A 25,477-nucleotide genomic window follows, 5' to 3' on the forward strand; every position below is an offset into this window, starting at 1 on the left:
TACTCATGGTGTCTTGCTTCCCTAATACAGGCCTACACGGTATCAGTGCAGGCGCGGACTTATACGTTATGGTTTAGTGTTCGATTGAATCAAAGGCCTCTTTGACTAGGGCCTCCGCTTCTTGCACCTCACTGTCGGTCATCCAGTAAAAGTGACTTTTCTTTTTCCCTTTCGACAACTGGCCGTCATTCTGGTGGACGACCCGAATAAATAAATCAAGGCTGTGTGGTGGCCAATCCAGCAAAGGGTTCAGCTTATGCCAGGCACGGTCGAACCCGAGCAGGAAGTCGATCTCTTGCTGTAGGTCGACGTCGACTGTGCGTTCCAGCGCCTTATACAAAAACTCTGCTTGCGGCGTCGCATCAAAATAGCGGAAGTAAACGGCGTCGTTGCCGGTGGCGGCAATCTCAGGCGTGTCCGGTGCGTATTGGGTGCGCTCTCTCACGGGTTTGGAAAAAGCCTCCAGCACACTGATGTACTCATCCAGATTCGCCAGAATAACCGCCGAGACGGGCAACACGATGCCTCGGGGCGTAAAGCCCGCGTTAGCCAGTACGTCGTGAATCAGGTAGCGGTGGATGCGCCCATTGCCATCCATAAAGGGGTGGATGAAGACAAAGCCGAAAGCCACGATGGCGGCGTAGACCACGGGGTCGCACTTCTCGCGCATGGCCTTCTGGCTAGCCGGTGAAACAACCTCTCCCGAGACGTTCTGCACAAAATTGAGCAGCCGGGCTTTCTCAGCCGTTCGCTGGAGTCCCTCCATGAGGCTTGGGAGATCTTCCGGCCGCGGTGGCACAAAGTCGATGAGCTGCCGGTAGCCCCAGTCTTTACCGATCCAGTTCTGCTGGCTCCGCCAGGTGTATTCGTGAAAGCGCGGGTCGATAATCGCGTTCTGCAACTGGATAAAGCGTTCCTCGTCCAAGGGCAGACCGGTATCTGCTTGGCGCAGGAGATCGGCAAAACGCTGGGTTCGCTCAGCTGAGGGTTTCTCCCGCTCGACCTCAAATGAGGATTGGGTTTCTTTCAGATACAAAAATGCGGCCGCTCGGCGCAGCAGGTCTGGGTCGTAGCGCCCCAGGGTGTCCCGAGTGCGCTGCTTCAGGTCTTTCTCAACCATCCCGGCGAGATACTCCGTTTTGCGCACTAAGGGGCAAAACTCCCTTGTACCAGGTAGGTTGTCGATTACCCTGAATCGCTCACTACGCTGTATCACCCCACTACCAAACTGGAAGCCCGTATCCAGTGCCTCAACGTAGCGGGTCTTGCCAGGCACGGGATCTTCCATTGGCAGGGGCTTATTGGTCAGCCACTCGTAGAAAAACGCTGCACGACGGGCATAGGCCGAGGTTGGACTATCGCTCAGCCAGCGGCAAAGCTCAGTCGGGTCGCAGACATCAAAAAGCAGGCTAAGAACCTGCAGGTTTACTCCTTCGTAACGAAGGGCAAACTGCAGATGCCCCGCAAGCGTGTCTTCCGGTTGGTAGCTGCCGGCAAACAGCATAAGTACCTGCTGCCCCAGATCTTTTTCAGAGCGGTTCCGCTCCGAGGTATCGATGAAGCAGTGACGCTCCAAGCCGACAACCGGCAGCGTATAGGTTTCTACCAACCAGATGTATCCGGCCTTGGTTCGCATGACACTCCCGTAGTGTGATTGAGGCGGCGACGCCAGGCCCAAGGGGCTCGTGAAAATCGACGCGTATTCGATAAAATTGCCGCTTACCTGAATATTCTATGATTTTTATACGCAGACTGCCTTTCCGCGTCAATTATTCAGAAAATAACCCTTATGGCGAACAAAATTATGACAGGTGCGGCTGTTTTTAAGAAGAGGCCCATCCTGCCCGTCACTAGGCGCCAGCTTAGACCAGTTGCCAGCGAACTCGGAACAGTTGGTGGCTATTGCTGCGCTGGTGCATCTGGCGCTCCAATGCGTCAATCAGGCTGTCGCGCCGTTCCTCAATCTCATCTTCCACATCAAAGATTTCTTGCCGCTGCTTGCGCTGCTGGCGCTCCAGCTGCTTGCCCTTCTCCTGAGCCTGCTTCTGCTCTTCGACGGTGACTGCCAGCCGGGCCTGTTTCTTGGCGTCTTTCAATTCCGTGCGGGTGTCATCCAGCTTCGCTTCAGCACTGCTGACCTGATCCTGCGCCCAGGCATCCAGCTTCTCTCGCTCCCGGTGAAAGTATTGGTTGTTCTCGTCCAAGGCCTTGCTAAGGCAGGCATCCAGCTGCCGTTTGGCGGTGGCTTCCAGGTACGCGACGGCATCACTCTTTTGTTGTGCGTCCTCCAGCGGTGAGGCTGTTGCTGCGAGCTGAAAGAGCTGGGCACAATGCTCCTGATCCAAGAGGGTTCGGTCGTCTGTAAACGCCGTGAAAACCAAATACTCCTCACGTTGGAAGCTATCCAGTTCCAGCAGGTTCAATTCAAGCCATCCCGACTGCCCTACCAGCGGCTCCAGCGCGGAAAGTTTGACCGCATGGTTACTCAGGTCAAAGCGCAAGGCGACCGCCGGAGTCGTCTGCCGACGTGCAGAATCGAGTACATATTCCCCCAAGGGATGGCTCAAACGGTAGAGGTGGCAGTGCTCAGGGAGCGCCTCCCCTTTCTGGATCAGCGCATACTGCCCACTCGGCGCTTCTTTGATGGGGGACGGCTCAAGGGTAAAACGCAGCGCCTCCTGTTCAAATTCGGCGCAGTCTTTCAGGCGGTGCTGGGTCAGTTGCCAGAACAGGCGACTGATTCGATCAAGTTGTTCTTCCGCACGCTGGCGCTGGATCTTCAGGAGGTCGTGAATCTGAGCATCAAAATGTTCCAGTAACTTTTCCTGGGTTTCCTGCATCTTCTGATTGATGGTACCTTCCAGCTCTTTCTGCAGGGCGTCGAAGGCCGCTGCAATCTCTGACTCCTCGCGGCAGCTGTCATAGATAGCAGCGATCCGCTTCTCGATGTCCACGCCGGACTCAATGCGACCTAGCACCTCATCTGAGGCGCCGAACAAACCATCAAACAGGTGAAACTTCTCAGCCAACAGTTCCAGTACCCGCCGGTCTGCCTCATTGCGCTTATTGAGGAAGTTGATCACCACCACATCAAATCGCTGACCGTAGCGGTGGCACCGCCCAATACGCTGCTCTACCCGTTGGGGGTTCCACGGCAAGTCGTAGTTGATCACCAAGCTACAGAACTGCAGATTGACGCCCTCGGCGGCTGCCTCTGTGGCAATCAGAATCTCGGCGTCTTCTTTAAAGTGATCGATCAGCGCCGTACGACGATCTACTGCTGGACTGCCGGTTACCTGATCTGAGCCCTGATTCTGGGTAAGCCAGCGTTTATAAATGGCACTGGATGCTGTGTCGTTATTAGTGCCGCTGAAGGCTACAACTTTGCCCAGGTAGCCCCGAGCCTCCAGATACTGCTGCAGGTAGCGTTGGGTGCGGCGGCTTTCGGTGAAGACGACAGCCTTGCGCGGCGCGTTGTTGCGCGCCATATGCTCAAACCCCTGTTCCAGCGCCGTGAGTAACGCGCCGGATTTGGCGTCTTCCGTAATACGCCTAGCCAGATCAAGGTACTGTTCCAGCTCCGCGATCTCGCCCCGCAGGCGGTCGAGCTCGATGGTTTCTTCATCCCCACTGCCATTCACGGGAGCTTCAAAGTCTGGGTTACCCTCTCCAACTTCATCCAGTGCGTCGTCGTCCACGTCCTCCTCGGAGATCAGGCGCTCCAACCAGTCGTCCTCGACTGCCTGCTTTTCCTCTATCGTCCGGAGCCGTTTTACCATTGTCTCTAGGGTATTGATGATGGCACTGGTCGAGGACGCGAGCAGTTTGCGAACCACCAGCGTAACAAGATGGCGTTGTCGACGGGGCACCCCGTAACTGCCCTCGCGCTGCAGGTAGGCTGAAACCAAGTGATACAGCCGCTGCTCGTCATCCGAAGGCGTGAAGGGAATCGTGAGCGCCTTTCGCTCGGTATAACGGATGTACTCCAACACCTGCCGCCGCAGAGTCCGCTTGGTGAATTCTTTCAGTCTTTCTTTCAGACCCTCAATGTCTTCGCCGCCTCGCATGAACTGCCGCCGAAAACTGATCACATCCCCAAACAGCTGTTCATCAATCACGGTCGAGAGACCGTACAACTCCATCAGCGAATTCTGTAGGGGTGTTGCCGTCAGCAGGAGCTTGCGACTACCCGCAAAGGCCTGACGCACGGCCTGCCCCGTGCGGTGGCTGTCCCTGTGAGCATTGCGTAGCTTGTGCGCCTCATCGAAGACAACCAAGTCCCAGGGAATCACGCGCAGTTTGTCGACCATACGCGCCGCAAAATTGTAGGAGACAATGGACACGAATGACTGATTAAAGGGGTCAGCAACACCCTCTGCCCGTTGCGCCTTCCACGTCTTCGCATCCAGCACCTGAGTCTGCAGGTGAAACTTCTCGGTCAGTTCATTGGCCCACTGCTTACGCAGTGCGGCCGGACATACCACGATCAAGCGCCGCTTCCGCTCCGCCCAATACTGGGCCAGCACCAGTGCCGCCTCGATGGTTTTACCCAAGCCCACCTCATCGGCTAACAACACACCTTTAACTAATGGGTTTTGCAAAGCGAACAGTGCGGCGTCAATCTGATGGGGGTTAAGGTCGACAGATGCGTCGAAGAGTGATTGACCAATGCGGTCGACAGCATCGCCTCGACGCTGGCGGGTAAGTTCATAGGCGAAGTATTTGGCGTGGTAATCCGTAATCTGCATATGCCATTCCCTAGGGCCAACGCGAGGGCATCTTGCCTTGCGAACTAGAACGTACCGGTACCCGAAGAAACAGGTAGCAGAAACGGCAGCCCTCAGTCGTTAGCGGAATTTTTATAGTCAACTGAGTATACCCACAGTGAGCACACGAGCACACTCTGAGCACACTTACCCACAAAAACACCCCAAAACAGGCTTACACCCACTCATTGCAACTCATTGATACTAGGAGTATTCTTACCCTAGCTTACCGATCTGGCCAAACTGTTAATCATTGGGTCGCTGGTTCGAGCCCAGCAGGCGGAGCCAAACAAAAAAAGGGCTTACGGGAAACCGTAAGCCCTTTTTGGTTTCAAGTGCTGTAGATCACTACTGCCAGCACGCCCAAGACCCCTGCGTTTTCAATAGCTTGCGATTTGCCGACAGAAAAAGGACGCCATGCGCCCGCCTACCTACTGATCCCGCAGCTCCCGTCGCAAAATCTTACCAACTGCAGACTTTGGCAACTCATCCATAAACGTAACTGTCTTAGGAATCTTGTAGCCTGTCAGGTGTTGGCGACAGAAATCCTTGAGCTCTGTTTCTGACAGCGCTGGATTCTTGGTAACGGCATACAGCGCCACTGCCTCGCCGCTTTTCGGGTCTGGCTTGCCAATTACCGCTGCTTCAACGATATCGGGGTGTTCGTATACTACATTTTCGATTTCGTTCGGGTAGACGTTGAAACCGGAGACGATGATCATGTCTTTCAGGCGATCAACGATGCGATAAAAACCGTCGGGATCGCGTACAGCAACATCACCGGTGCGGAAGAAGCCGTCTTCATCGATAGCTTCTTCTGTTGCTTCTGGGCGATTCCAATAGCCGCGCATAACCTGGCCGCCACGCACCACCAGTTCACCTTCCTCGCCATCAGGTAGTTCGTTACCTTCGGGGTCAACGATTTTGATTTCCTCGCCGATCTGTTTCTTGCCAACTGTGCCCAGACGGTTGTGACGGTGGGTATTCACACAGACCACAGCAGTAGTCTCTGAGAGGCCGTAGCCCTCGAATAATTTACTGCCGGTGCGCGCAATCCACTCTTTGGCCACTTCAGGCACAAGGGCCGCACCGCCGACAATGGTGCCGCGATTGTGGCGCCAGTCAATTTCATCAAATTTAGGATTCTGCAGCATTCCGACCAACATGGTGTTGACCGCTGCAAAACCGGTAAACCGGTAAGACTTCATGATATCCATCATGCCGTCGAGATTCCGCGGGTCCGGGATGAGTACCGACTGACCACCGCTAGAAAAGTTACCTATTAGGTAAAGCGTGAAACCGAAAATATGGTAGATGGGCAATGGCGCAATCAACACTTCCGGTTTATCCGTGCTGTAATCCGGGTCATCGGCGCGCATGGCCTCCGCCTGATGCACATAGGTATAGAAACTGCCGTGCGTGAGTACCGCCCCCTTGGCAACCCCAGTGGTACCACCGGTGTACTGCAATACTACGACATCCTTCATACCGGCATCGCAAGCAGGCAACGGCAAGTCGGCACCGCCAGCCAGGGCTTCAGGCAGAGTCACAACCCTCAGTTTATCCGCAAGCGGTGTTTCAGGGGCCGGCTGAGCTTCCATCATGTCAAAAATATTGGTGACAATAAGCGTTTCAACGGGGGTATTCGGCAGCACTTTCTCAGCTGTGCCCAGAAATTCGCTGACCATGACAATGGCACGTGCACCAGAGTCTTTAAGCTGATGCTCCAGCTCACGCTCGGTATACAGCGGGTTGGTATTTACCAGCACCAGACCCGCTCGCATAATGCCCCAGGCAGCCACGGGATACTGCAGTAGATTCGGCAGCTGTATCGCAACGCGATCACCGGGTTGCAGTCCACCATCACTGCGCAACCAAGCAGCGAAAGCTCGGCTTTGTCGCTCCACCTCTGCAAAGGTCATATCCTGACCCAATGCATTGAAGGCCACACGATCAGCAAATTGTTTTACCGACTGGTCGAAGATATCAAGCAAGTTTCTGTGGCCCGGCTCAATCATGCTGTCAACAACACGATCACAGTAGGCAAAACGATTACTCATGCAGTGTTCTCCTTATTGTAATTTCTTCGATCAATCTGAAGCAGTACTGCCATTGACTGCAGTAGAGCGTTGCAAGGCAATTTCTATTTCCTGATAACGCGCCGCATCGAGAGGATAACGGCGAATAATCACTAACACAAAAACGAATAGCAGCGTCAGCAGGGGCCCGGCCACAATCGCCAAGCGAGTGATCGAGTCTGTTGCCACATCAGCCGGCGCAACACCCCGAGGAAAGGCAATAATATCGAGGGCAATACCGGCAAAAAAACTGCCCAAACCATAACTGGCTTTGGTAGCAAAAGAGCGAGCGGCAAAAAACAGCCCTTCTTCGCGCCGCCCTGTATTGACCTCATGCTCATCGGCGGTATCCGAAAGCATCGAGTCGAGCAGTATGACAAAGGCAATAAAGAAGCCCTGAGCGGCCCCATTGAACAGATACACTAGCCACAATCTGTCTTGCACTTCCATATTATCTAAAGAGCCGGCGAGAAACAGCAGCATCGGCGTGGAGGACAGTATTGCCCCCGTCAGCGAACACAATCCGGAAGCTAATCGCTTATCGAATTTGCGTGACAGTGTCTGGGCGATGGTGGAGGCGAGCATGATGCCGACCAGCGGCGACGTGGCTAACAGCGCCAACTGTTTGGAATCGAATCCGAAAACGTAGGTTGCTACATAGACCAGCAGCGTCAGGCTGACACCGGCGAGTACATTGAACATCAGAGTGCCAAAGAAAAGCACCCGGAACGCTTTCTCGCGCAAGCTGGTAAAAACATCGACCACCGCAAACAGTGGATTGCGGGTATTACGCTGCTCAGCGGGTGGCTTTAACGACGGGATAACATGAAAGGTGGACACGATACACCACAGCATCGCGCCAGTACCCAGCAACCCGACAAACAATCCAAAGCCGCCGTAATTTGCCGGATTTAACATGCCGTTGCTGAAACTTTCGGTAGGCGGGAAAAACACTGCAAAACCCACAACAGAAACAACCAGACTACCCAGATAGGAGAAAAACACCCGATAACCAATAAGCGAGGTTCGATCATGGTAGTCCCTGACCATTTCCGAGCCAAGCGAAAGGTGAGGCACAAAAAACAGCGTCAGCATCAACCGTACCGAAACCGCGCCACCCAGGAGCCACCAGAAAAGGCCCGTCTGCCCCAGCCCATCCGGGGGGTTAAACAGCATCACCACTGCTATACAGAAGGGCACACTGCCGGCCACCATAAAGGGATGGCGACGCCCCCAACGTGAGCGCCAGTTGTCAGAAATCTGCCCGACCATTGGGTCGGTTATGGCATCAATCATCAATGCCAATAGAGAGGCCGTGCCTGCCAGAGAACCTGACAGGCCCAACACTTGGTTATAATAAAAAAACAAAAAGGTTACGAAAGCACCTTGTTTGACGCCATCGGCGAGCTGCCCTACTCCGTAACCTATTTTTGTTGTCGCTTTCATGTTGTCTGTTGCCCTGTAGTAGCGTCCTGACGCAAGGAAAAAGGCCCTTGTTTCATGCCCAAGGCCGTGCACCAGGCGCGGTCGATATCACTGCTAGATGCAACGCCCTGACTTTCGATCGTTATCGCAGTGTCTATCAGCGCAGTTAGCAAGGGGGCTAACCGCTCCGTTTCAGCCTTGTCGGTGAACCCCGACGCCATAAACGCAGCTTCTGGATAGTCATAGAAACCCGCTGCGGTCTTGCGACCAAGACGGCCTGCATCGAGATACGTTTGCAGGAACGCGCTGACCTGCGGTTGTCGCGCCGTGCGCACCGGGTCTTCGCGCGGCTCGCGCCAGCTATCGGCCACCACATCCAGACCAAACAGATCCATTAATCCAAAGGGACCAAATGGCGCAGCAAAGTAAGCCATCCACGCACGATCGATTTCTTCGATAGTGGCCCGGCCGTTAATCACTTCCCACTTGGCGGCCGACAGTACCGAGCCCAATAAGGCATTAAAAACGTAGCCAGGAAATTCTTTCCTCAACACCAATGGTTCGGCACTCAAGCTGCGCACGTAGCGAACAAGCAGCTCTACGTTATTGGAACCACAGCGTGGACCGGCAACAATATCAAACAACAATGCACCGAAATGCGAGTGCAGCGCCGCAAATCGCTCACCGTGGACAATTGCACTATCCATATCGGAAACCAGCAGTGCTGAGGTATTTGACGTCAGCAGAACCTCTGACGAACACAGTGCATCGAGCTGTGCAAACACGTCGCGCTTAAGAGTCAGACGTTCCGGTACGGATTCGCTGACCAGACCGGCGCCCTGCACCGCTAATGCCAGATCGCTCTGTACGGAAACACGATTGTAGGCCGCTTCAAGATCCGCAGCACTGCAGTAGCCAATATCGATCAGGTGCGCTCCAATCGCTTCCTGCACCAGTGGTACTGCCGCCAGCACTTGTTCGTCCAGATCATAGATAACCGCCTCGTAACCTGACACGGCAGCTAACAAGGAGTTAAAGCAACCCATTGTGCCGCCACCGACAAAGGTAACGCGGTCAAATTCTGCAACCGTCATTTGAGTATACGCGTAGGGCGTTCGGGCAAAACCAAGTTGGTGCTGCCTCTCGCAACAATCGCCGGTCTGTAAGCGACGACCGGCAGACCGGCCAGCGCATTGACAATATGAAACTGGGTGGGGTTCTGCTCCCACGTAAGACTTTGCCAATTAACAGTTCCCACACCGACTTGCGCCTCGTGAATGGTGGTCGCTGAAGGGAAAGTGGTGAATTCATGCTGCGGCTGCCCATAGCCGCCAACCGCAGGCAGATAACGCCAGCCGATAGGGTTATCGCGCCCAGCCTTTTCCGCAGCGCTGGCTTCAATTTCTGCGGCTGTGGGTGCACGTAATTGATCGATAGCCATATCAACAATGGGGTTGCCAAAGTGTTGCGCCGTGCAGTTCCAACGCCCGTCGCGCACACGGTGTTCAGGAATGTCGGCATAGATTTTAGGAATACCTTGCAACTCTCGCCCGCTGAGAATGGGATCTGCAAGGTTTTCCCACATGACCAGCGTGTAGTCGCCCTCCAACTGGTCTTTCTCGCCATTGAAGCGCACCGCTGCGCTAACGCCGATCAAGTTATAGCCGTGGCCAGCCAGCCAGTCCACCTGCTTGTTGCATGCGTAGGTGACTGTGACTACCGGTATTTCCGCAACTTCCAGTGGTGCTGGCAGGTATTGCTGTAGTGCGTGCCTATCTGTCTCGTAGGAGACAATCATCATGGTCACGTCGTGATACCAACCGGACGTGCCCGGGCCCACATAACGCGGACCAAAATGGGCGGGCATCTGATAGCTGGCGTTTAAGTCAGGTTTAAACATAGTCTCCAGCCTTATTGAAAGTTGTAGCGAAAATCCAGGTGATACGATGTCTCGTCTGGTAGAGAGGCATAAACATAGTTCCCTGAGATCAGCGGTTGATCGAGGGTTAACACGTTTTCTTTTTCCTCGGTCAGGTTTTTAGCATTGAATACCAGCGACCAGCGACCTTCTTCCTCTTTAAGACCCAAACGTGCGTTGATCTTTGTGGTCGCCTCCTGCAAAGAGAATGGGTCATTATCGGTATCAGTAAAGTGCTCCCCCTGATACAGGGCATCGAGACCTACCAGAAGATTTATGCCGGAGTTAAACAGGGGCATATCCAGCGAGCCATAGAGGCTGGCACTCACCTCAGGTGCAAAAGCCAAAGGCTCGCCAGACAGATCCTGGAACGACGGAGCCAATGGATCATCCTGAGAGCCAGTCTGCTCGTTGTAGCATGAAGGGTGGCCTGTTCCTGAATCGGTGCCTGCCTGCGGCACCGCGCACAGATACTCATCATAAGTAGCGTCCACCAGACCCGCGCTTCCACCGATCGACAGATACGGTACCGGCGGCAACCAGAAGAAATCGAATTCCAGCCCTTGAGTAGTCGCATCAGCCGCGTTGGTCACAAATATCTGCGTACCATCAAAGTTTCTCACTTGAAGATCCTGATATTCGGTGTAGTAAAGTGCGCCATTGAGAATCAGCGAACCGCCAAACAGTTTGCTTTTTATACCAATCTCGTAGGCGTTGGCATGCTCGGGCTCGAAGGTCAGGTTATCGTCAGAGAATACCGCTGCGGCAAAACCGCCGCTTTTAAAACCTTCGGTGTAGGTTGCGAATACGGTGACGTTTTCCAACACTTCCCAAGTAGCCGTGAATTTTGGCGTAAAGTCGTAGTCCGTGTCTTTCAGGGTAACATCGAAATCTTCCTGCCCTGTTGTAAACGGTCCCGCACCCGGCAGCCCCTCCTTGCCGGACAGAATATTACCCGTGCGTTTGTCTTCACCATAACGCAAACCAAGCGTGAACGTGAATGTGTCGGTCAGCAACCAGTCAAACTGGGTAAAGTAAGCAACACTTTCGGTTTCTACCCGCGTGATCGCAAACAGGGTTTCGGCCTGCCCATCATCCTCGATGGTCTCCACGGGAATCGGAACCGACGGAAAGAAAGCAAAATCTGACTGTGGATCATAAATAGCACCGGCGCCGGCGATATACGCGGCAAACCCTGCGCCGTTAGTTTGTGATATTGATGCACCGTGCTCAGTTTCGGCAGTAAAGACACCCGCAACGAAATCAATACCATGACCAATACCAAACAGGCCAGGCACTGTACCGGAAAAACGTAACTCAAACTGGTCCTGCTCGTAAAAGTTAGGCTCGCCTTCGCGAGTACCAAAGTTAATAAAATCGATGGGAGAGAAATCACCATCGATGGCGTACGGCCCTTCGAATTCAGAGGTTCCGCCTATCAGAGTCATATCTAACGAGCTGGCTATACCAACGTCACCGAAACCCTTGGTGTACTTGAAGCTTGCTGACGTAGTGTCACGATCCGAAAAGGTTTCGCTGTCCATGGAGGTCGTATTGTTCCAAGGATCATCTTCAAACTCTGGATCACCATTGGCCTCACTTCGAAACTGGTCGCGTGAACGCTCACTGGCTTTTGCAATCTGCGTAATCAGCCCAATCTCACGATGCTCCGAGGCCCAAAAATTCAGCAGAAGATCAGAGGATTCGTCGATAAACCACTTGAGCTTGATACGACCACCGCGATCTTCAATCTTGTTCTGCTCGTCCCGGGCGGTGTTATACAGGTGGCTATCGCGATCGCGGTAACGCAGGGCTACCCGCATAGCGAGCTTGTCTTCAATTAAAGGGATTGACGCTGCCCCTTCGACTTTAACTTCATCGTATTTAGCAGTTCCTAAATTGATGTAGGCCGTTCGATCAAAGTCTGGATCACGCGTTGTAAAGCTGAAAACCCCGGCAATTGTATTTTTGCCAAACAGCGTTCCCTGCGGCCCTCGCAATACCTCAACTCGCGCCATATCAAAGGCGGTATCATTGATGTAACTGGCACGCCCATAGAAAACATCATCGATCGAGACGCCCACCGATGGTTCCAGTCCTCGCCCGAGCGGGGGAGTACCGAATCCGCGAATCGTGAGAACCGGTGAATGACCCTGCGAATTGTTGAACTTCACGTTGGGTGTGTACTGCACCAGCTCGCCAACGTCGGATATGGCTTTGTCATTGAAGAATTCACTCTCAAAACTGGCCACAGAGATCGGAACATCTTGCAGGTTCTGGGCGCGCTTCTGCGCCGTGACAATAACCTCCTCGATAACCCGTGTCTCCCCAAGCACTGGAAGTGCGGAAAGCGCGAAGAGCACTACCCCCACACCAGAAACAATTGATCGCTGCATTATTGAGTTCTCCGCTGGTATACCCAACCTGCACTGAGCAAGCCGTGGTAATCTTGTTATATAGTGCGTGCCCTTGGGTACGCGCAGTAATCCATGAAAAGCATTATGCAAGGGCCGACAAGCAGCTACCACGACGTACCACGTCGGTTGTTTGAGATCCTGTCATTCTGCTTGTAAATCAGCTAGTTATGCTTAACATTGGGTACCTACTTGCCACCAGGGCATCGATCGAACCAAACGGGCATTAACCGGAAAGGGACTGAGAACACCAGATGAAATTCGTAACGGATGAATTCGCGTTTCCCCGCTTCCTCAAGTTTTGGCGCAGGGTCCACGAAATCAGTCAGGAAGAGCTGGCCTATCGACTGGGCTGTTCACCTCGCCATGTCAGCCGTCTTGAGACCGGAGAATGTCGCCCGAGCGAAACCCTAATACAGCAGGTAGCCGATGCTTTGGGGTTGGGGAAACGTGACCACAATCATCTGCGTATAGCCGCCGGTTTTGCGCCGGAAGAACCCCGTCTCGACTTCCACAGCCCAGAGATGAACTGGCTACGCAAAGCGATGCTTCGTACCCTTCGTGCGCTCGATCCTCTACCAGTCACCCTACTGGACAGCCGTTCAAATATCCTGATGGTGAACCGAGGGTTTGTCAGCCTGTTCACTCAGCAGGTGCCAGAAGAAGAACTCGCCAAACTCGACAACAACTTTGATTTTGTTTTTGCCAACGCTGACCCGGCGCACGCCAGCGAGCGTGCCAATACGCTGTCGGCCATTCTAATGGCGAGCCAACAGGCCGCCCTGTTCAGCAACAACCCCGAAGACCAACGGCATATCGACGAGATGGAGAAAAGCCCTGCGGTGCCACCAGACTGGAAACAGCGGGCGGCCAAAATGGAGCCCATGGCAAGCTTTCGCGTTCAGCTTCAGGTGAACGGGCGTGAAGAGAATTTCTTTAACGTGAGCACTACCGTTGGCGCACTTGGCCCTGCGGCATTCCTGTCGGAACCCCGCCTGACCATCAATATCCTTTATCCCGAGGATGAAGACCTCGATTTAAATAGTGTCATGCGAGCGGATGCGAAGCACCCGCTACTTTACTACTGAACCCTGCTATCAACCCGCCTGGGCTACCGCACCACCATCCAGTACCAGCGTATGTCCACAGACCCACGCTGACGCCCGGGAACTCAGGTAAATAGCCGTACCGGCGATGTCTTCTGCTTGCCCCAGACGCTGCCTTGGAATGGAAGTAGGCGCGGTTTCCTCCTCTTCATCGAGCAGATACTCCGTCATTTTGCTGGGAAAAAAGCCCGGCGCAATGGCATTTATATTGATGTTGTCTCCGGCAAGGTCCACCGCCATGTGTCGCGTCAACTGAATCACCGCCGCCTTGCTCGCTGAATACGAGTAGTTAGTTAGCTTGGGATAAGTAATACCGTTGATCGACGCAATATTAATAACCCGTGCCGGATCTTCTTGACTCCCTGCTGCGCGCAGCTGCGGTAGCAGTTTTTGCGTCAAAAAGAATATCGACTTAACGTTAACCTGCATGACCTTGTCCCAGCCATTCTCCGGAAAATCGTCCAATGGCGCCCCCCAACTGGCGCCGGCGTTGTTGACCAGAATATCAATCTGCGGTTCGCGCTCCTGAAGGGCTTTGGCGAAAGCCTCTGTACCAGCCTGCGAACCCAGATCAGCAACAATCGGCACACATTCCCCAAAGGCCGACAACGCCTTCGCTGTGGTGTTGAGCTCTTCTTCCTTACGTGCACTGATATACACTTTAGCGCCGTTTTCGAGAAAACCTCTGGCGATCATTGCGCCTATACCGCGTGAGCCACCCGTAATCACGGCTACTTTACCGGCAATTGAAAACAGGTCTTTCATTGTTATCCCCCCGATTTACTTTGTTGTGTGTATTGATGCTCTGCCATCCACTGTAGCAGAGACGGCCGAACAGACGCCGCCCAAGCGCGATAACCAGCTGCACTGAGGTGCAAACCATCAGCTCGATACATTTCCACTTTTGGCTGCCCATCGGCTCCGAGGAGTTTGCTGCTCGTATCAATAACATGCAGATTAATGTGGCTGTCAGAAAACTCGCGTATCAGCCGGTTTGATTCCTGAGCAACAGGCCATACCGACCAACGGCTTGGCGATGGTGTGATTGCAATGTAAAAAATCGGCGTGCCCGGCAGAAGAGCCCAGACCCGGTCCACGAAGGCCTTGTACCGCGCCAGCATGTCGGCTGGTGTTTTGCTTCGCCCTGGCACGATATCGTTAGTGCCAGCGAAAAGGACCACGGCCGCAGGCTCGTACGGTGCCACAATACGATCGACATAATGTGTCACATCCGCCAGTCGAGCCCCTCCAAAACCCCGTTTTATTACCGGTAATGGCGCCATGTCAGCGGCTAATGATTCCCAAAATCGGATGCTTGAACTACCGACAAACACAATCGCATTTTTGCGAACACCCTGCTGTCGATCGCTGGCTTCAAAGGCCCGAATTTCTGGCAGCCAAAGAATGGGATCTTCCTCCAGATACCAGCGCTTTAACTGATAGGTGGTGCCGAAATACAGCACAACAGCGAGCCCAATCAGGCAGATAACCAAGCCAACAACAATTTTCGCTCGCTTCGACATCATTAACCACCCAAACCCAACAATTGCAGATCCCGACGGTTGTCGGGAAACAGAAACCGGAACTTCTCTGGACGCACAAACGGCCGCCACTCGCCGTCATTTTGTGAAAGTCGATCCGCCAACAAATGGTTAACACTCAGGTTCCAAGTAAGACCGCAATGACTGCCAGGGACTTCTATGTTTTCACAGTGTTCATGACCGGCATACTGCAGTGCCTGCTGCCATGCTACGACACCATCGGCTTTGGTATAGACAGAGGTAATCGGCACAGGCGGCGCTGTTGAGCGAAGCGAACTTTCCGTGTCAGGCTCACCATTGAGGAGGCGGAAGAGCCGCGCAGAGGGGGTGGTCGCCCTGCCATCATCATTGATCGGACTGCCGAGGCTGATAACCTGACGTACAAACTCCGGGCGTTCGCGGGCAATCTCCCGAGCATAGACACCGCCCAGGCTGTGCCCGACGATACTGATCTTGCCCTGCGTCTTTTCAACAAGACGCTCTACCTGTTGCGCCATTCCATCTAGTAGTTCCGCGCGCGGCCCAAGGTTTCGCCCCTGCCCCCAGCCCACCGCCTGATAACCCAGACCACACAAGAAATTGGTCAGCATGCGGTTGTACCCGTCACCACCGAGAAAGCCGGGAATCACCAGAACACCGTGGCCGTCACCACGCAAGAATTGCTGTGGTAGCCAGCGCCAAGAGTAGAGCACGCTGACATCCAACAGAGTACGCGGCCCTTCTGTCAGGGCCAGCAGCAGGTTCGGCTTCGCAGCACTTGCGTTGCGCGCGCTCACGCCGTCGCCTTAGTATTAGCAGCACAGCTGACTTCGACCAACTGTCCCAAGCCTTGGGCGTAAAAGACTGCCAAGTTACTGCTGGGCAGCCCTATCGACTGTTTCATGACGGAAACTCCTGCCATTGCATGCCGCACAATGAATCTCAGTCGGCGCGCGTTAATTTAAACCATAGTATGAACAGATTGATACTACCGCCACGACATGGTACGTCTCCCCATGGAGGAAGCGGTGTCGCACGGGTACTGCCTCAACGAAAGCCACCGATGATTCAGACCGCAGTATTTGGCAGCGCAAAACGCCGGGCTGTTCTAAGATAAGAATACAAGCAGATTCGCGGCGCAATTTTTACGCATGCACGTTTCCCGAAAATCGCTTTTAATCTTGCCTATTCAAGCGCATGCTTTCCATCTCGGCGCTATCGCCCATCTGGCTGCTACAGGATTCTCATGTCCATAAAAGTTGCTCTGCGTCACCACACCCGTTATCGCTACGACCGGGATGTGCAGCTTTACCCCCATGTGCTGCGATTAAGGCCCGCTCCGCACTGCCGTACGCCCATCGAAGCATACTCGCTGAAGATTGAACCCGCCGAGCACTTTATCAACTGGCAGCAAGACCCCTTTGGCAATTACCTGGCACGGCTGGTGTTCCCGAAAAAGGCCCGAGAGCTCGTGATTGACGTGGAGGTGATCGCCGATCTGAAGGTGATCAACCCGTTTGATTTCTTTGTCGAGGAATCTGCCGAGCACTTCCCCTTTACCTACGGCGAACAACTCGCAAAGGAGTTGGTACCCTACCGGGAAATATGCGAGCAAGGCCCCCTGCTTACCGAATGGCTGAAAAAGGTGAATCGGAAAAAGCAGCCCATCAATGACTTTATGGTGGCCATCAACCGACTGGTATCGCAGGATATTCGCTACTCTATTCGCATGGAGCCCGGCGTACAGACCTGTGAACAAACCCTCGAAAGAGCTGTTGGTTCCTGCCGGGATTCAGCCTTCCTGCTGGTGCAGGTGTTACGACACCTGGGCCTGGCAGCGCGCTTTGTGTCGGGCTACCTGGTGCAGCTTACCGCAGATGTGAAATCGCTGGATGGCCCCTCTGGCCCGGAGGCAGATTTTACCGATCTGCACGCCTGGGCAGAGGTGTATATCCCCGGAGCGGGCTGGATTGGGCTAGACCCCACCTCTGGTCTACTGGCCGGCGAAGGCCATATTCCTCTGGCCGCAACCCCCGATCCGGTCAGCGCGGCGCCCATTACCGGCGCCACAGGAAAATGTGAAGTAGAGTTCGATTTTGCCAACCGCGTGGAGCGTATTCACGAAGATCCACGCGTTACCAAACCCTACAACGCCAGCCAGTGGAGCGATATTCAGGCACTTGGTGCGGCAGTAGACGAAAAACTGGTTGAGGGCAATGTGCGCCTCACCATGGGTGGTGAGCCAACGTTCGTCTCGGTTGACGACATGGAATCCCCAGCATGGAATACCGCGGCGGACAGCCCCGAAAAGCAGCGCCTGGCCCACGGACTTTTTCTGGCCATGGAAAAAGAGTTTGTCGGTGTTGGGCTGCGCCACTACGGTCAAGGCAAATGGTACCCCGGTGAACCTCTGCCACGCTGGCAATATGCCTGTTACTGGCGTAAAGACGGCGCAGCCCTGTGGCAAAACCCCGATCTGCTCGCCAATCCGACGCAAGACTGCGGCACCACGACTGGCGACGCCCAGGCTTTTATTTCCGGGCTCGCTGGAAATCTCAACCTGCCGGACCATTTTGTCATGCCGGCATATGAAGACGTGCTCTACAACCTGTGGCAGGAAGGCAATCTGCCAAAAGGTCTCGACCTGTTGTCACCCAAGCTAAAGAAAGAGCCACAGCGCAAAGCACTGATCGAGCACCTGCAAACTTCGCTGACTGACCCCGCCGGTTTTGTTCTGCCTCTAGCCTGGGATAGTCGCAAACAGGCTTGGCATAGCTGTCACTGGCAGTTTAGGCGCGGCCATCTGCATCTCTCGCCAGGTGATTCTCCCATTGGCATGCGCCTGCCTCTGAATGTTATTCACTGGGAACCACTGGATAAACGCGAACAACCGCAGCCCCTGAGCCTATTCCAGCCGGTGGCGGCACTGGGGCAACCCAAAACACCATCCAGTGCACCGCTAAACAACGATGAGGCCTTCATTCAAACCGCTTTGTGTGCGCAGGTACGCAAGGGTGTGCTACACCTGTTTTTGCCACCATTGACCCGCGCAGAACATTTTATTGATCTCATATCAGCCATTGAGACAACCGCTCGCCAGCAGAACATTCCGGTGGTTCTGGAAGGCTATGATCCGCCCAGAGATACACGCCTGGAGCGCTTTATGGTGACACCAGACCCCGGCGTCATTGAGGTAAACATACACCCGGCGAAAAGCTGGCAAGAGCTGCAGCACAACACCGAACGCCTCTACAAACTGGCCCACGAAAGCCGTCTGGGCACCGAAAAATTCATGACCGACGGTCGCCACACAGGTACCGGCGGTGGCAACCATGTCACCATGGGCGGTGCCACACCAGCCGAATCGCCCATGCTGCGCAGACCCGACCTGCTGCGCAGTCTGATAACCTTCTGGCAGCACCACCCCGGCCTGTCCTACCTTTTCTCTGGGCTGTTTATTGGGCCGACCAGTCAGGCACCCCGCGTTGACGAAGCACGCCTGGAAAACCTGTATGAACTCGAAGTCGCTTTCTCACAGATGCCCGAGGGTGAAATTGACCAGCCCTGGCTGGTAGACCGGCTGCTGCGCAACCTGCTGGTGGACATCTCGGGCAATACCCACCGCTCTGAATTCTGCATCGACAAACTGTATTCACCGGATTCGGCCACTGGTCGGCTGGGTATCCTTGAATTCCGCGCCTTTGAAATGCCGCCTCACGCACATATGAGCCTGGTCCAGATGCTGCTGCTGCGCACACTGGTAGCGCTGTTCTGGCGGGAACCCTACAGCCATCGTTTGGTGCGCTGGGGCACCACGTTACACGATCGTTTTATGCTGCCTCACTATGTGTGGAGCGACATCCGCGACGTGTGCGAATTTATGCAACAGCGCGGCTTCCCCTTTCAGCTACAGTGGCTGGACCCCTTCCTTGAATTCCGATTTCCCGTGCTGGGCAAAGTCGCTGTCGGCAATATTCAGCTGGAGCTGCGCACCGCCATTGAACCCTGGCATGTGATGGGTGAAGAGGTATCGCGCGGCGGCACGGCACGGTTTGTGGATTCGTCGGTCGAACGCCTACAGGTGCACGTTACGGGCTTGTGCGACACTCGCTATGTGGTTTCCTGCAACGGGCGGCGCTTGCCACTGCAAAATACCGGCACCCAGGGCGAATATGTTGCCGGCGTGCGCTTTCGCGCATGGCAACCGCCGTCGGCACTGCACCCCACCATCGGCATTCATTCCCCGCTGGTGTTCGACGTTATCGACACCTTCAACGGACGCTCGATTGGTGGCTGCACCTATCACGTGCACCACGCCGGCGGACGCAGCTACGACAACTTCCCCGTCAACGCTTACGAAGCCGAGGGACGCCGTATCAGCCGTTTCTGGACGCATGGCCACAGCCAAGGTCCGCTTGAGGTGCCTACCGAGCTGCGCCCTTACCTCAGCGCGGAAGAGCGTTTTTACCCGCAGGGAACTGCGCCTGGTCCAATGGCACCTCCGGTGGAAGAAATCAATCGTGAATATCCCCACACCCTTGATCTGCGCCGACCACGACAGACCTTGGGCTGAGTAGCTATAATGATTGTCACTTCAATGGTTTTGGGTCTCACATTTCATGGCTAGCACGACGGAACAGGAAGCCGACCCAGCTGCCACGCCCTTTCTCAATGCTTTTCTGGCGGACTACCCGCAAGGGCTGGCGGGCTACGATGAAATGTGGGACGCGGAAAAAAAACAGGTTGACCCCCATTGGCAGCACCTGATGCAGGGCATCGGCGCGCTCGGCGATAAAGAGCTGGAACGCCGCCGCACAGACGCCCGCCGCCTACTGCGGGAAAATGGGGTTACCTACCATATCTACAGTGATCCAGTAGGCCAGAAACGCACCTGGCAACTCGACCCAGTGCCCCTGGTCATGAGCGGTGACGACTGGACTGCCATCAGCAACGGCTTGCGCCAACGTGCGCGCCTGCTTGACCTGATTCTGCGCGATATCTACGGTCCGCGCCGATTGATTCGCGAGGGGCTGATTCCTCCGGAAATCCTGTATTCCCAACGCCAGTTCCTGCGGCCCTGTGACGGCATCCTGCACAAAGACATGCCTCAGCTGATGCTCTACGCCGCCGACCTGGCGCGCGGCCCAGACGGCCGCATGTGGGTGCTGGGCGACCGCACTCAGGCGCCTTCCGGCAGCGGCTACGCGCTGGAAAGTCGTATGGTGATGACTCGTCTGATGGCAGAAGAATTTCGGCAAAGCCAGGTGCACCGCTTATCCATATTCTTTCGCCGGGTGCGCAGCATGCTGGCGCAGCTCATGGTTGACCGCAAAGACGACCCTCGCGTGGTCATTCTTACCCCAGGGCCGCACAACGAAACCTATTTCGAACACGCTTATCTTGCCTCTTATTTGGGTTACAGCTTGGTTCAGGGCGACGACCTGACCGTGCGCGGCGGCAAAGTATTCATGAAGGCCCTGGACGGTCTGAAACAGGTCGACATCATTGTCAGGCGTGTCGACGATACTTACTGTGACCCACTGGAACTGCGCGAGGATTCCCACCTCGGTGTGCCGGGCCTGCTGCAGGCGGCGCGCCTAGGCAATGTGGTTATCGCCAATCCGCTCGGTTCCAGCATTCTGGAAAGCCCTGCGTTACTGCCTTTTCTGCCCAATATTGCGCGCCAGTGGCTCGGCGAAGAAATTCTGCTGCCATCCGCAGCCACCTGGTGGTGCGGCCAGAAAAAAGAACGCGACTATGTGCTCGCCAATCTGAACAAGCTCGTTATCAAACCCATTGACCGCAGCAGCCCGTCCATTTTCGGCAGCAGTCTAACGACACAACAGCTCGAAGCGCTGAAGGACCGAATCAAGGCGAGGCCCTTTGATTTTGTCGGTCAGCAGATCCTGACCTGCTCAACAGCGCCCTCCTTGCGAGCGGGTAAAATTGTGCCGCGTCGCGTACTGCTGCGCAGCTTCCTGACAGCCCACGAAGGCGACTACGATGTGATGCCAGGCGGGCTCACTCGGGTGGCGCAAGATGAAGATTCCCTGTTTGTCTCCAACCAGGCTGGCGGCCTGTCGAAAGACACCTGGATAATCGCCTCTGAACCAGTTCACCAAAGCAGCCTGTGGCCTACCACCACCACACAGGTGGAAACGCTGCTACGCAGTGGCGGTGTGCTCGCCTCTCGCTCTGGCGAGAATCTATTTTGGTTGGGACGCTACGCTGAACGCGCCGAGGGATTGTTGCGACTGGCCCGCACGGCATTGACCAAACTGGCTGATGTGGACGACTACCGTGACGAATCCGACCGCATTGTCCTTGATCGCCTGCTGCTGACAATGACGCAGATCAGCTACGCCAATCCCGTTGCCGCCGCTGACAAAGCCAGAGATAGCAAAGGTGTTAGCCCGCGCCGCCAGATTATGGAAATGGTGCTGAATCAGGAGCAGCGCAGCAGCCTGATGGGAACGCTGCAATCCATGGTGCAGACCGCTTACAGCGTGCGTGACCTTTGGTCTGTGGATACCTGGCGCATCATCGACGATATCGAAGAAATTTTGCAGAAAGTGAGCAGCAAACGTTCACCCTTTGCCATTATGCGTTCAGATCTCGACAGCCTGATGGATGCGTTGATGGCCTTTCACGCACAGACCGCGGAAAGTATGCCTCACGAAGACGGCTGGGTGCTGATGAATACCGGTCGTCGTCTGGAACGCGGCCTGCAACTCTCCAAATTCCTGCAGACAAACTTTGTAGAACCCGTCGATGAAGTGGTTGAACACCTGCTGTTGGAAGCCACCCTATTCAACCACGAAAGCATGATCGCCCATCGCCGCCGCTACCGCTATGTTCAGCACATGTTTACCGTATTTGATCTGATGGTGTTGGATATTCGACACCCGCGATCGCTGGCCTACCAGATTGATCGTCTGCAGGATCTCCTTAAAGAGCTGCCCCAGCCGGATAAAGCGTTGGCGCATCAGCTGAGCCGTGAACAGCGTCTTATGCTGCAGACTGAAACAGATGTCAGGCTGGCCGAAGTTGAAAAACTGGCCGTCATCAACAAAGAAACAAACACGCGTAAAAATCTAGCGCGCTTACTGGGACACGTCGACCAGCGACTGGAGAAAGTGTCCGAATTGTTGCACCGAAAATATTTCACGCACACCATTGGTGCGCGACAACTGGCCCCCACTAATCTGGAAACCAACACCGACGAGGTGGTGCCTTGAAATACAAAATCAAACACACCACCCATTATCGTTACAGCAGTCAGGTGAGCATGTGCTTCAACGAAGCTCGCCTTACGCCCTTGAATAATGCCCACCAGAGCTGCAGTAAAAACCAATTCACCATCACCCCTGCGCCTGAAGTCACCCATAGCCGCGTAGATTATTACGGCAACCAGGTCACCAGCTTTGACATACTCACACCACACCGGGAGCTGGTAGTCACGGTACAGAGCGAAGTTCAGGTGTCGGACCACTCACAAGACGGGCTGTTTTATCGTGACCACACTTGGGAATATGTGCGCGACACCATCCAGTCGAGCCGCAATGGTGATCTGCTAGAGCTACGAGAATACATTCTCAATTCGCCACTGATTCCGGAAACACTGGGCATTCGTGAATATGCCGAGCTCTCCTTTCAGCCAAAGCGTCCCCTGCTGGATGCGGTGATGGATTTAAACCAGCGTATCTTTACTGAGTTCAAATACGACCCGCAATCCACCACCATTTCCACACCGCTGGAAGATGTATTGAAAAACCGCCACGGAGTGTGTCAGGACTTCGCCCACCTCGGCATTGCCTGTCTGCGTGCGATGGGGCTGCCCGCTGCCTATGTCAGCGGTTATCTGGAAACCCTGCCGCCACCCGGCGAGGAAAAACTGGAAGGCTCGGATGCGTCACATGCCTGGCTTGCGGTATACATGCCAGACTACGGCTGGATGCAGTTCGACCCCACCAACAACCTGATGGTCGGCGAACAGCACATTATGCTTGGTTTTGGCAGAGATTTTGCTGACGTATCCCCTTTAAAGGGTGTTATCTACGGTGGCGATGCGCATACCTTGTCGGTCTCAGTAGACGTGGCAAGACAAATCGAATAATCAGCAACTGGGGAAAGACATATGGCGGTTAGCTGGAAAGATTACGATCCAAATGATTTCTTTGACGAGCTGATTGCCCGCAAAGGTCGGCCGCGTCCGTACGCCCGCATGCTGACCAAATATCTGGCAAAGCACAGCGACGAAGAACTGGAAACCCGCAAGGCCTTGTCGGATCTCTCCATCAAGGAAATGGGCATAACGTTTACCGTATATACCGAAGAGGAAGGTTCGATAGATCGCGCCTGGCCCTTCGACATACTGCCACGCATGATCCCCAAGTCTGAGTGGGACGTTATCGAGCGCGGCCTTAAGCAGCGCGTCCAAGCACTCAATCTGTTTATACACGATCTTTACCACGGCCAAAAGATTATCAAAGACGGTGTATTTCCCGCTGAATTGCTAAAAGGCTCGGCCAACTATCGCAAAGAATGTGAAGGCGTATCACCCCCTCTGAATATCTGGGCTCACATCTGCGGCTCGGATCTTGTGCGCGATGCCAGCGGCACGGTGTACGTTCTGGAAGACAATCTGCGCGTGCCATCCGGCGTTTCTTACATGCTTGAAAACCGCTCCGTAATGAAGCGGGTTTTTCCCGAACTGTTCGATGAATACAGCATTCTGCCAGTAGATGATTACTGTTCGCAGCTGTTCGACACGCTCACGGCCATTTCTCCACGCAAGGCCGAATCACCGGAAATCGTGGTGCTGACACCGGGCATTTACAACTCTGCCTATTTCGAACACGCCTACCTCGCCCAACAAATGGGCTGCGAACTGGTGGAAGGTCGTGACCTGATTGTGGAAAAAGACGACTGTGTTTACATGCGCACCGTCGAAGGCATGCAACGCGTAGATGTGATTTACCGTCGCATAGATGACCTGTTCCTTGACCCTGAGGCCTTCAACAGCGACTCCATGCTCGGTGTTCCCGGACTCTTGCGCGCCTGGAAAAAAGGCAAGGTAGCACTGGCCAACGCACCCGGTGCCGGCGTGGCTGACGACAAAGTTGTCTACGCCTTTGTGCCCGAAATCATTCGCTACTATCTGGACGAAGAAGCGCTGATTCCCAATGTGCCCACCTATCGCTGCATGTATCCGGAAGAGCGCGCCTATGTGCTCGATCATCTCGATGAACTGGTGGTAAAGCCTGCCAATGAATCTGGCGGCTACGGCATGATGATTGGCCCCAGAGCCACCAAAAAAGAACGCGCGATGTTTGCCAAGCTAATCAAAAAATCGCCTCGCAACTATATCGCCCAACCCACGCTGGGCCTGTCCACCGTACCCACAATGGTGGGTCAGGGCGTGGAACCAAGGCACGTAGATCTCAGGCCCTTTATTCTCAGTGGCCAGGAGACCTTCGTGACCACTGGAGGATTAACCCGTGTCGCGCTTCGCCCGGGCTCGCTGATAGTGAACTCATCACAGGGCGGAGGCAGTAAAGACACTTGGATCGTTGAGGACAACCAATAATGCTTGCCCGGGTCGCGGAAACACTTTACTGGATGGCGCGCTATCTGGAGCGTGCTGAAAATATGGCACGGCTGATCAACGTGAACGGCAATCTCATACTGGATTTGCCGAAGAAAACGACCGTGGGTTGGGAACCCTTGATCGACATTACCGGCACCCGCGCCGTCTACGATGAACATTACGACAACTTTGAAGAACGCACGGCTATGAAGTACCTGATTGGCGATCCCAGCAGTCCGGTGTCGATCGCCAGCTCATTGAACGGCGCTAGGGAAAATGCCCGCACCATACGTGACGTCATTCCGCGCGAGGCCTGGGAACAGATCAATGCCCTGAGCCACTACGCTAAAGACCAGCTAGGCCCCGCGCTTTCCAAGCGGGGCCGCTATGCCTACCTCAATCAGATCATTCTGCGCAGTCAGACGATCGTCGGCTTGCTGTCGGGCACCGTGAATCGCGATCAGGGCTATGTGTTTTTACGCTTGGGACGCAATATCGAACGCTCGGATATGACCTCACGTATTATTGATGTGCGCTCAGCTAACCTGTTGTCCGAAGAATTCCTCGAATCACGCTCGTTTGAAAATATTCAGTGGATGAGCGTATTGAAATCGCTCACCGCCTACCAGATGTACCGGCAAACCATGCATGTTCGGGTACG

The 25,477-nt window shown here is 54.6% G+C and carries 16 protein-coding genes; 6 read left to right on the forward strand and 10 right to left on the reverse strand.

Translation table 11 applies throughout. The features are described 5' to 3' along the window. Positions 1–73: 73 nt before the first annotated feature. The 7 genes from AC222A_RS14275 to AC222A_RS14305 all read right to left on the reverse strand — a co-directional run bounded on the left by AC222A_RS14275 (position 74) and on the right by AC222A_RS14305 (position 12,583). Positions 74–1,636: a Fic family protein gene (locus AC222A_RS14275; RefSeq protein WP_486775158.1), complete on the reverse strand. Its 1,563-nt coding sequence runs from the start codon at positions 1,634–1,636 to the stop codon at positions 74–76. A gap of 226 nt (positions 1,637–1,862) precedes the next feature. Next, positions 1,863–4,748, reverse strand: a complete 2,886-nt coding sequence (locus AC222A_RS14280; protein ID WP_486775159.1) for an SNF2-related protein — start codon at positions 4,746–4,748, stop codon at positions 1,863–1,865. Between the two features lie 449 nt (positions 4,749–5,197). After that, positions 5,198–6,826: an AMP-binding protein gene (locus tag AC222A_RS14285; protein ID WP_372747893.1), complete on the reverse strand. Its 1,629-nt coding sequence runs from the start codon at positions 6,824–6,826 to the stop codon at positions 5,198–5,200. A gap of 30 nt (positions 6,827–6,856) precedes the next feature. After that, positions 6,857–8,290: an MFS transporter gene (locus AC222A_RS14290; protein WP_372783909.1), complete on the reverse strand. Its 1,434-nt coding sequence runs from the start codon at positions 8,288–8,290 to the stop codon at positions 6,857–6,859. Continuing rightward, the gene (locus AC222A_RS14295) at positions 8,287–9,363 is read right to left on the reverse strand and encodes a 3-hydroxyacyl-CoA dehydrogenase NAD-binding domain-containing protein (protein WP_372747890.1); all 1,077 of its coding nucleotides are present in this window, start codon (positions 9,361–9,363) and stop codon (positions 8,287–8,289) included. Before AC222A_RS14295 ends, AC222A_RS14290 begins: the two co-directional genes overlap by 4 nt. Next, on the reverse strand, positions 9,360–10,169 hold the full coding sequence (locus tag AC222A_RS14300) for an acetoacetate decarboxylase family protein (RefSeq protein ID WP_372747889.1): 810 nt from the start codon (positions 10,167–10,169) through the stop codon (positions 9,360–9,362). The genes AC222A_RS14295 and AC222A_RS14300 overlap by 4 nt, the downstream gene beginning before the upstream one ends. An 11-nt stretch (positions 10,170–10,180) precedes the next feature. Then, complete coding sequence (locus AC222A_RS14305) at positions 10,181–12,583, reverse strand: TonB-dependent receptor (protein WP_372747888.1); 2,403 nt, start codon at positions 12,581–12,583, stop codon at positions 10,181–10,183. A 272-nt stretch (positions 12,584–12,855) separates the two neighbouring features. Between AC222A_RS14305 and AC222A_RS14310 the strand changes: the two genes are divergently transcribed. Further along, positions 12,856–13,689 (forward strand): helix-turn-helix domain-containing protein, encoded by an 834-nt coding sequence (locus AC222A_RS14310; RefSeq protein ID WP_372747887.1) that lies wholly within the window; start codon positions 12,856–12,858, stop codon positions 13,687–13,689. Positions 13,690–13,698: 9 nt separating this feature from the next. Here AC222A_RS14310 and AC222A_RS14315 read toward each other — a convergent pair whose 3' ends face one another. The 3 genes from AC222A_RS14315 to AC222A_RS14325 are packed head-to-tail and all read right to left on the reverse strand — an operon-like array spanning position 13,699 to position 16,024. Then, positions 13,699–14,472, reverse strand: a complete 774-nt coding sequence (locus AC222A_RS14315; RefSeq protein ID WP_372759136.1) for a glucose 1-dehydrogenase — start codon at positions 14,470–14,472, stop codon at positions 13,699–13,701. Between the two features lie 2 nt (positions 14,473–14,474). Further along, entirely contained in the window at positions 14,475–15,233 is a 759-nt protein-coding gene (locus AC222A_RS14320; RefSeq protein ID WP_372809873.1) for a GDSL-type esterase/lipase family protein, read from the reverse strand. Continuing rightward, on the reverse strand, positions 15,233–16,024 hold the full coding sequence (locus AC222A_RS14325; protein WP_372782526.1) for a lipase family alpha/beta hydrolase: 792 nt from the start codon (positions 16,022–16,024) through the stop codon (positions 15,233–15,235). Before AC222A_RS14325 ends, AC222A_RS14320 begins: the two co-directional genes overlap by 1 nt. 449 nt (positions 16,025–16,473) lie before the next feature. Between AC222A_RS14325 and AC222A_RS14330 the strand changes: the two genes are divergently transcribed. From AC222A_RS14330 to AC222A_RS14350, 5 genes are all read left to right on the forward strand, one after another. Beyond that, a complete protein-coding gene (locus tag AC222A_RS14330; protein WP_372758874.1) occupies positions 16,474–19,800 on the forward strand; it encodes a transglutaminase family protein in 3,327 nt (1,108 codons plus the stop codon). A gap of 46 nt (positions 19,801–19,846) precedes the next feature. Then, positions 19,847–22,465 (forward strand): circularly permuted type 2 ATP-grasp protein, encoded by a 2,619-nt coding sequence (locus tag AC222A_RS14335; RefSeq protein WP_372764676.1) that lies wholly within the window; start codon positions 19,847–19,849, stop codon positions 22,463–22,465. Continuing rightward, a complete protein-coding gene (locus AC222A_RS14340) occupies positions 22,462–23,343 on the forward strand; it encodes a transglutaminase family protein (protein ID WP_372759945.1) in 882 nt (293 codons plus the stop codon). Before AC222A_RS14335 ends, AC222A_RS14340 begins: the two co-directional genes overlap by 4 nt. A 21-nt stretch (positions 23,344–23,364) precedes the next feature. Continuing rightward, positions 23,365–24,816 (forward strand): circularly permuted type 2 ATP-grasp protein, encoded by a 1,452-nt coding sequence (locus tag AC222A_RS14345; protein WP_372750492.1) that lies wholly within the window; start codon positions 23,365–23,367, stop codon positions 24,814–24,816. Continuing rightward, positions 24,816–25,477: alpha-E domain-containing protein (locus tag AC222A_RS14350; RefSeq protein ID WP_486775160.1), on the forward strand; the 662-nt coding region annotated here is incomplete at its 3' end. The genes AC222A_RS14345 and AC222A_RS14350, both read left to right, overlap by 1 nt.

The organism is Litorivivens sp. (assembly GCF_057445395.1).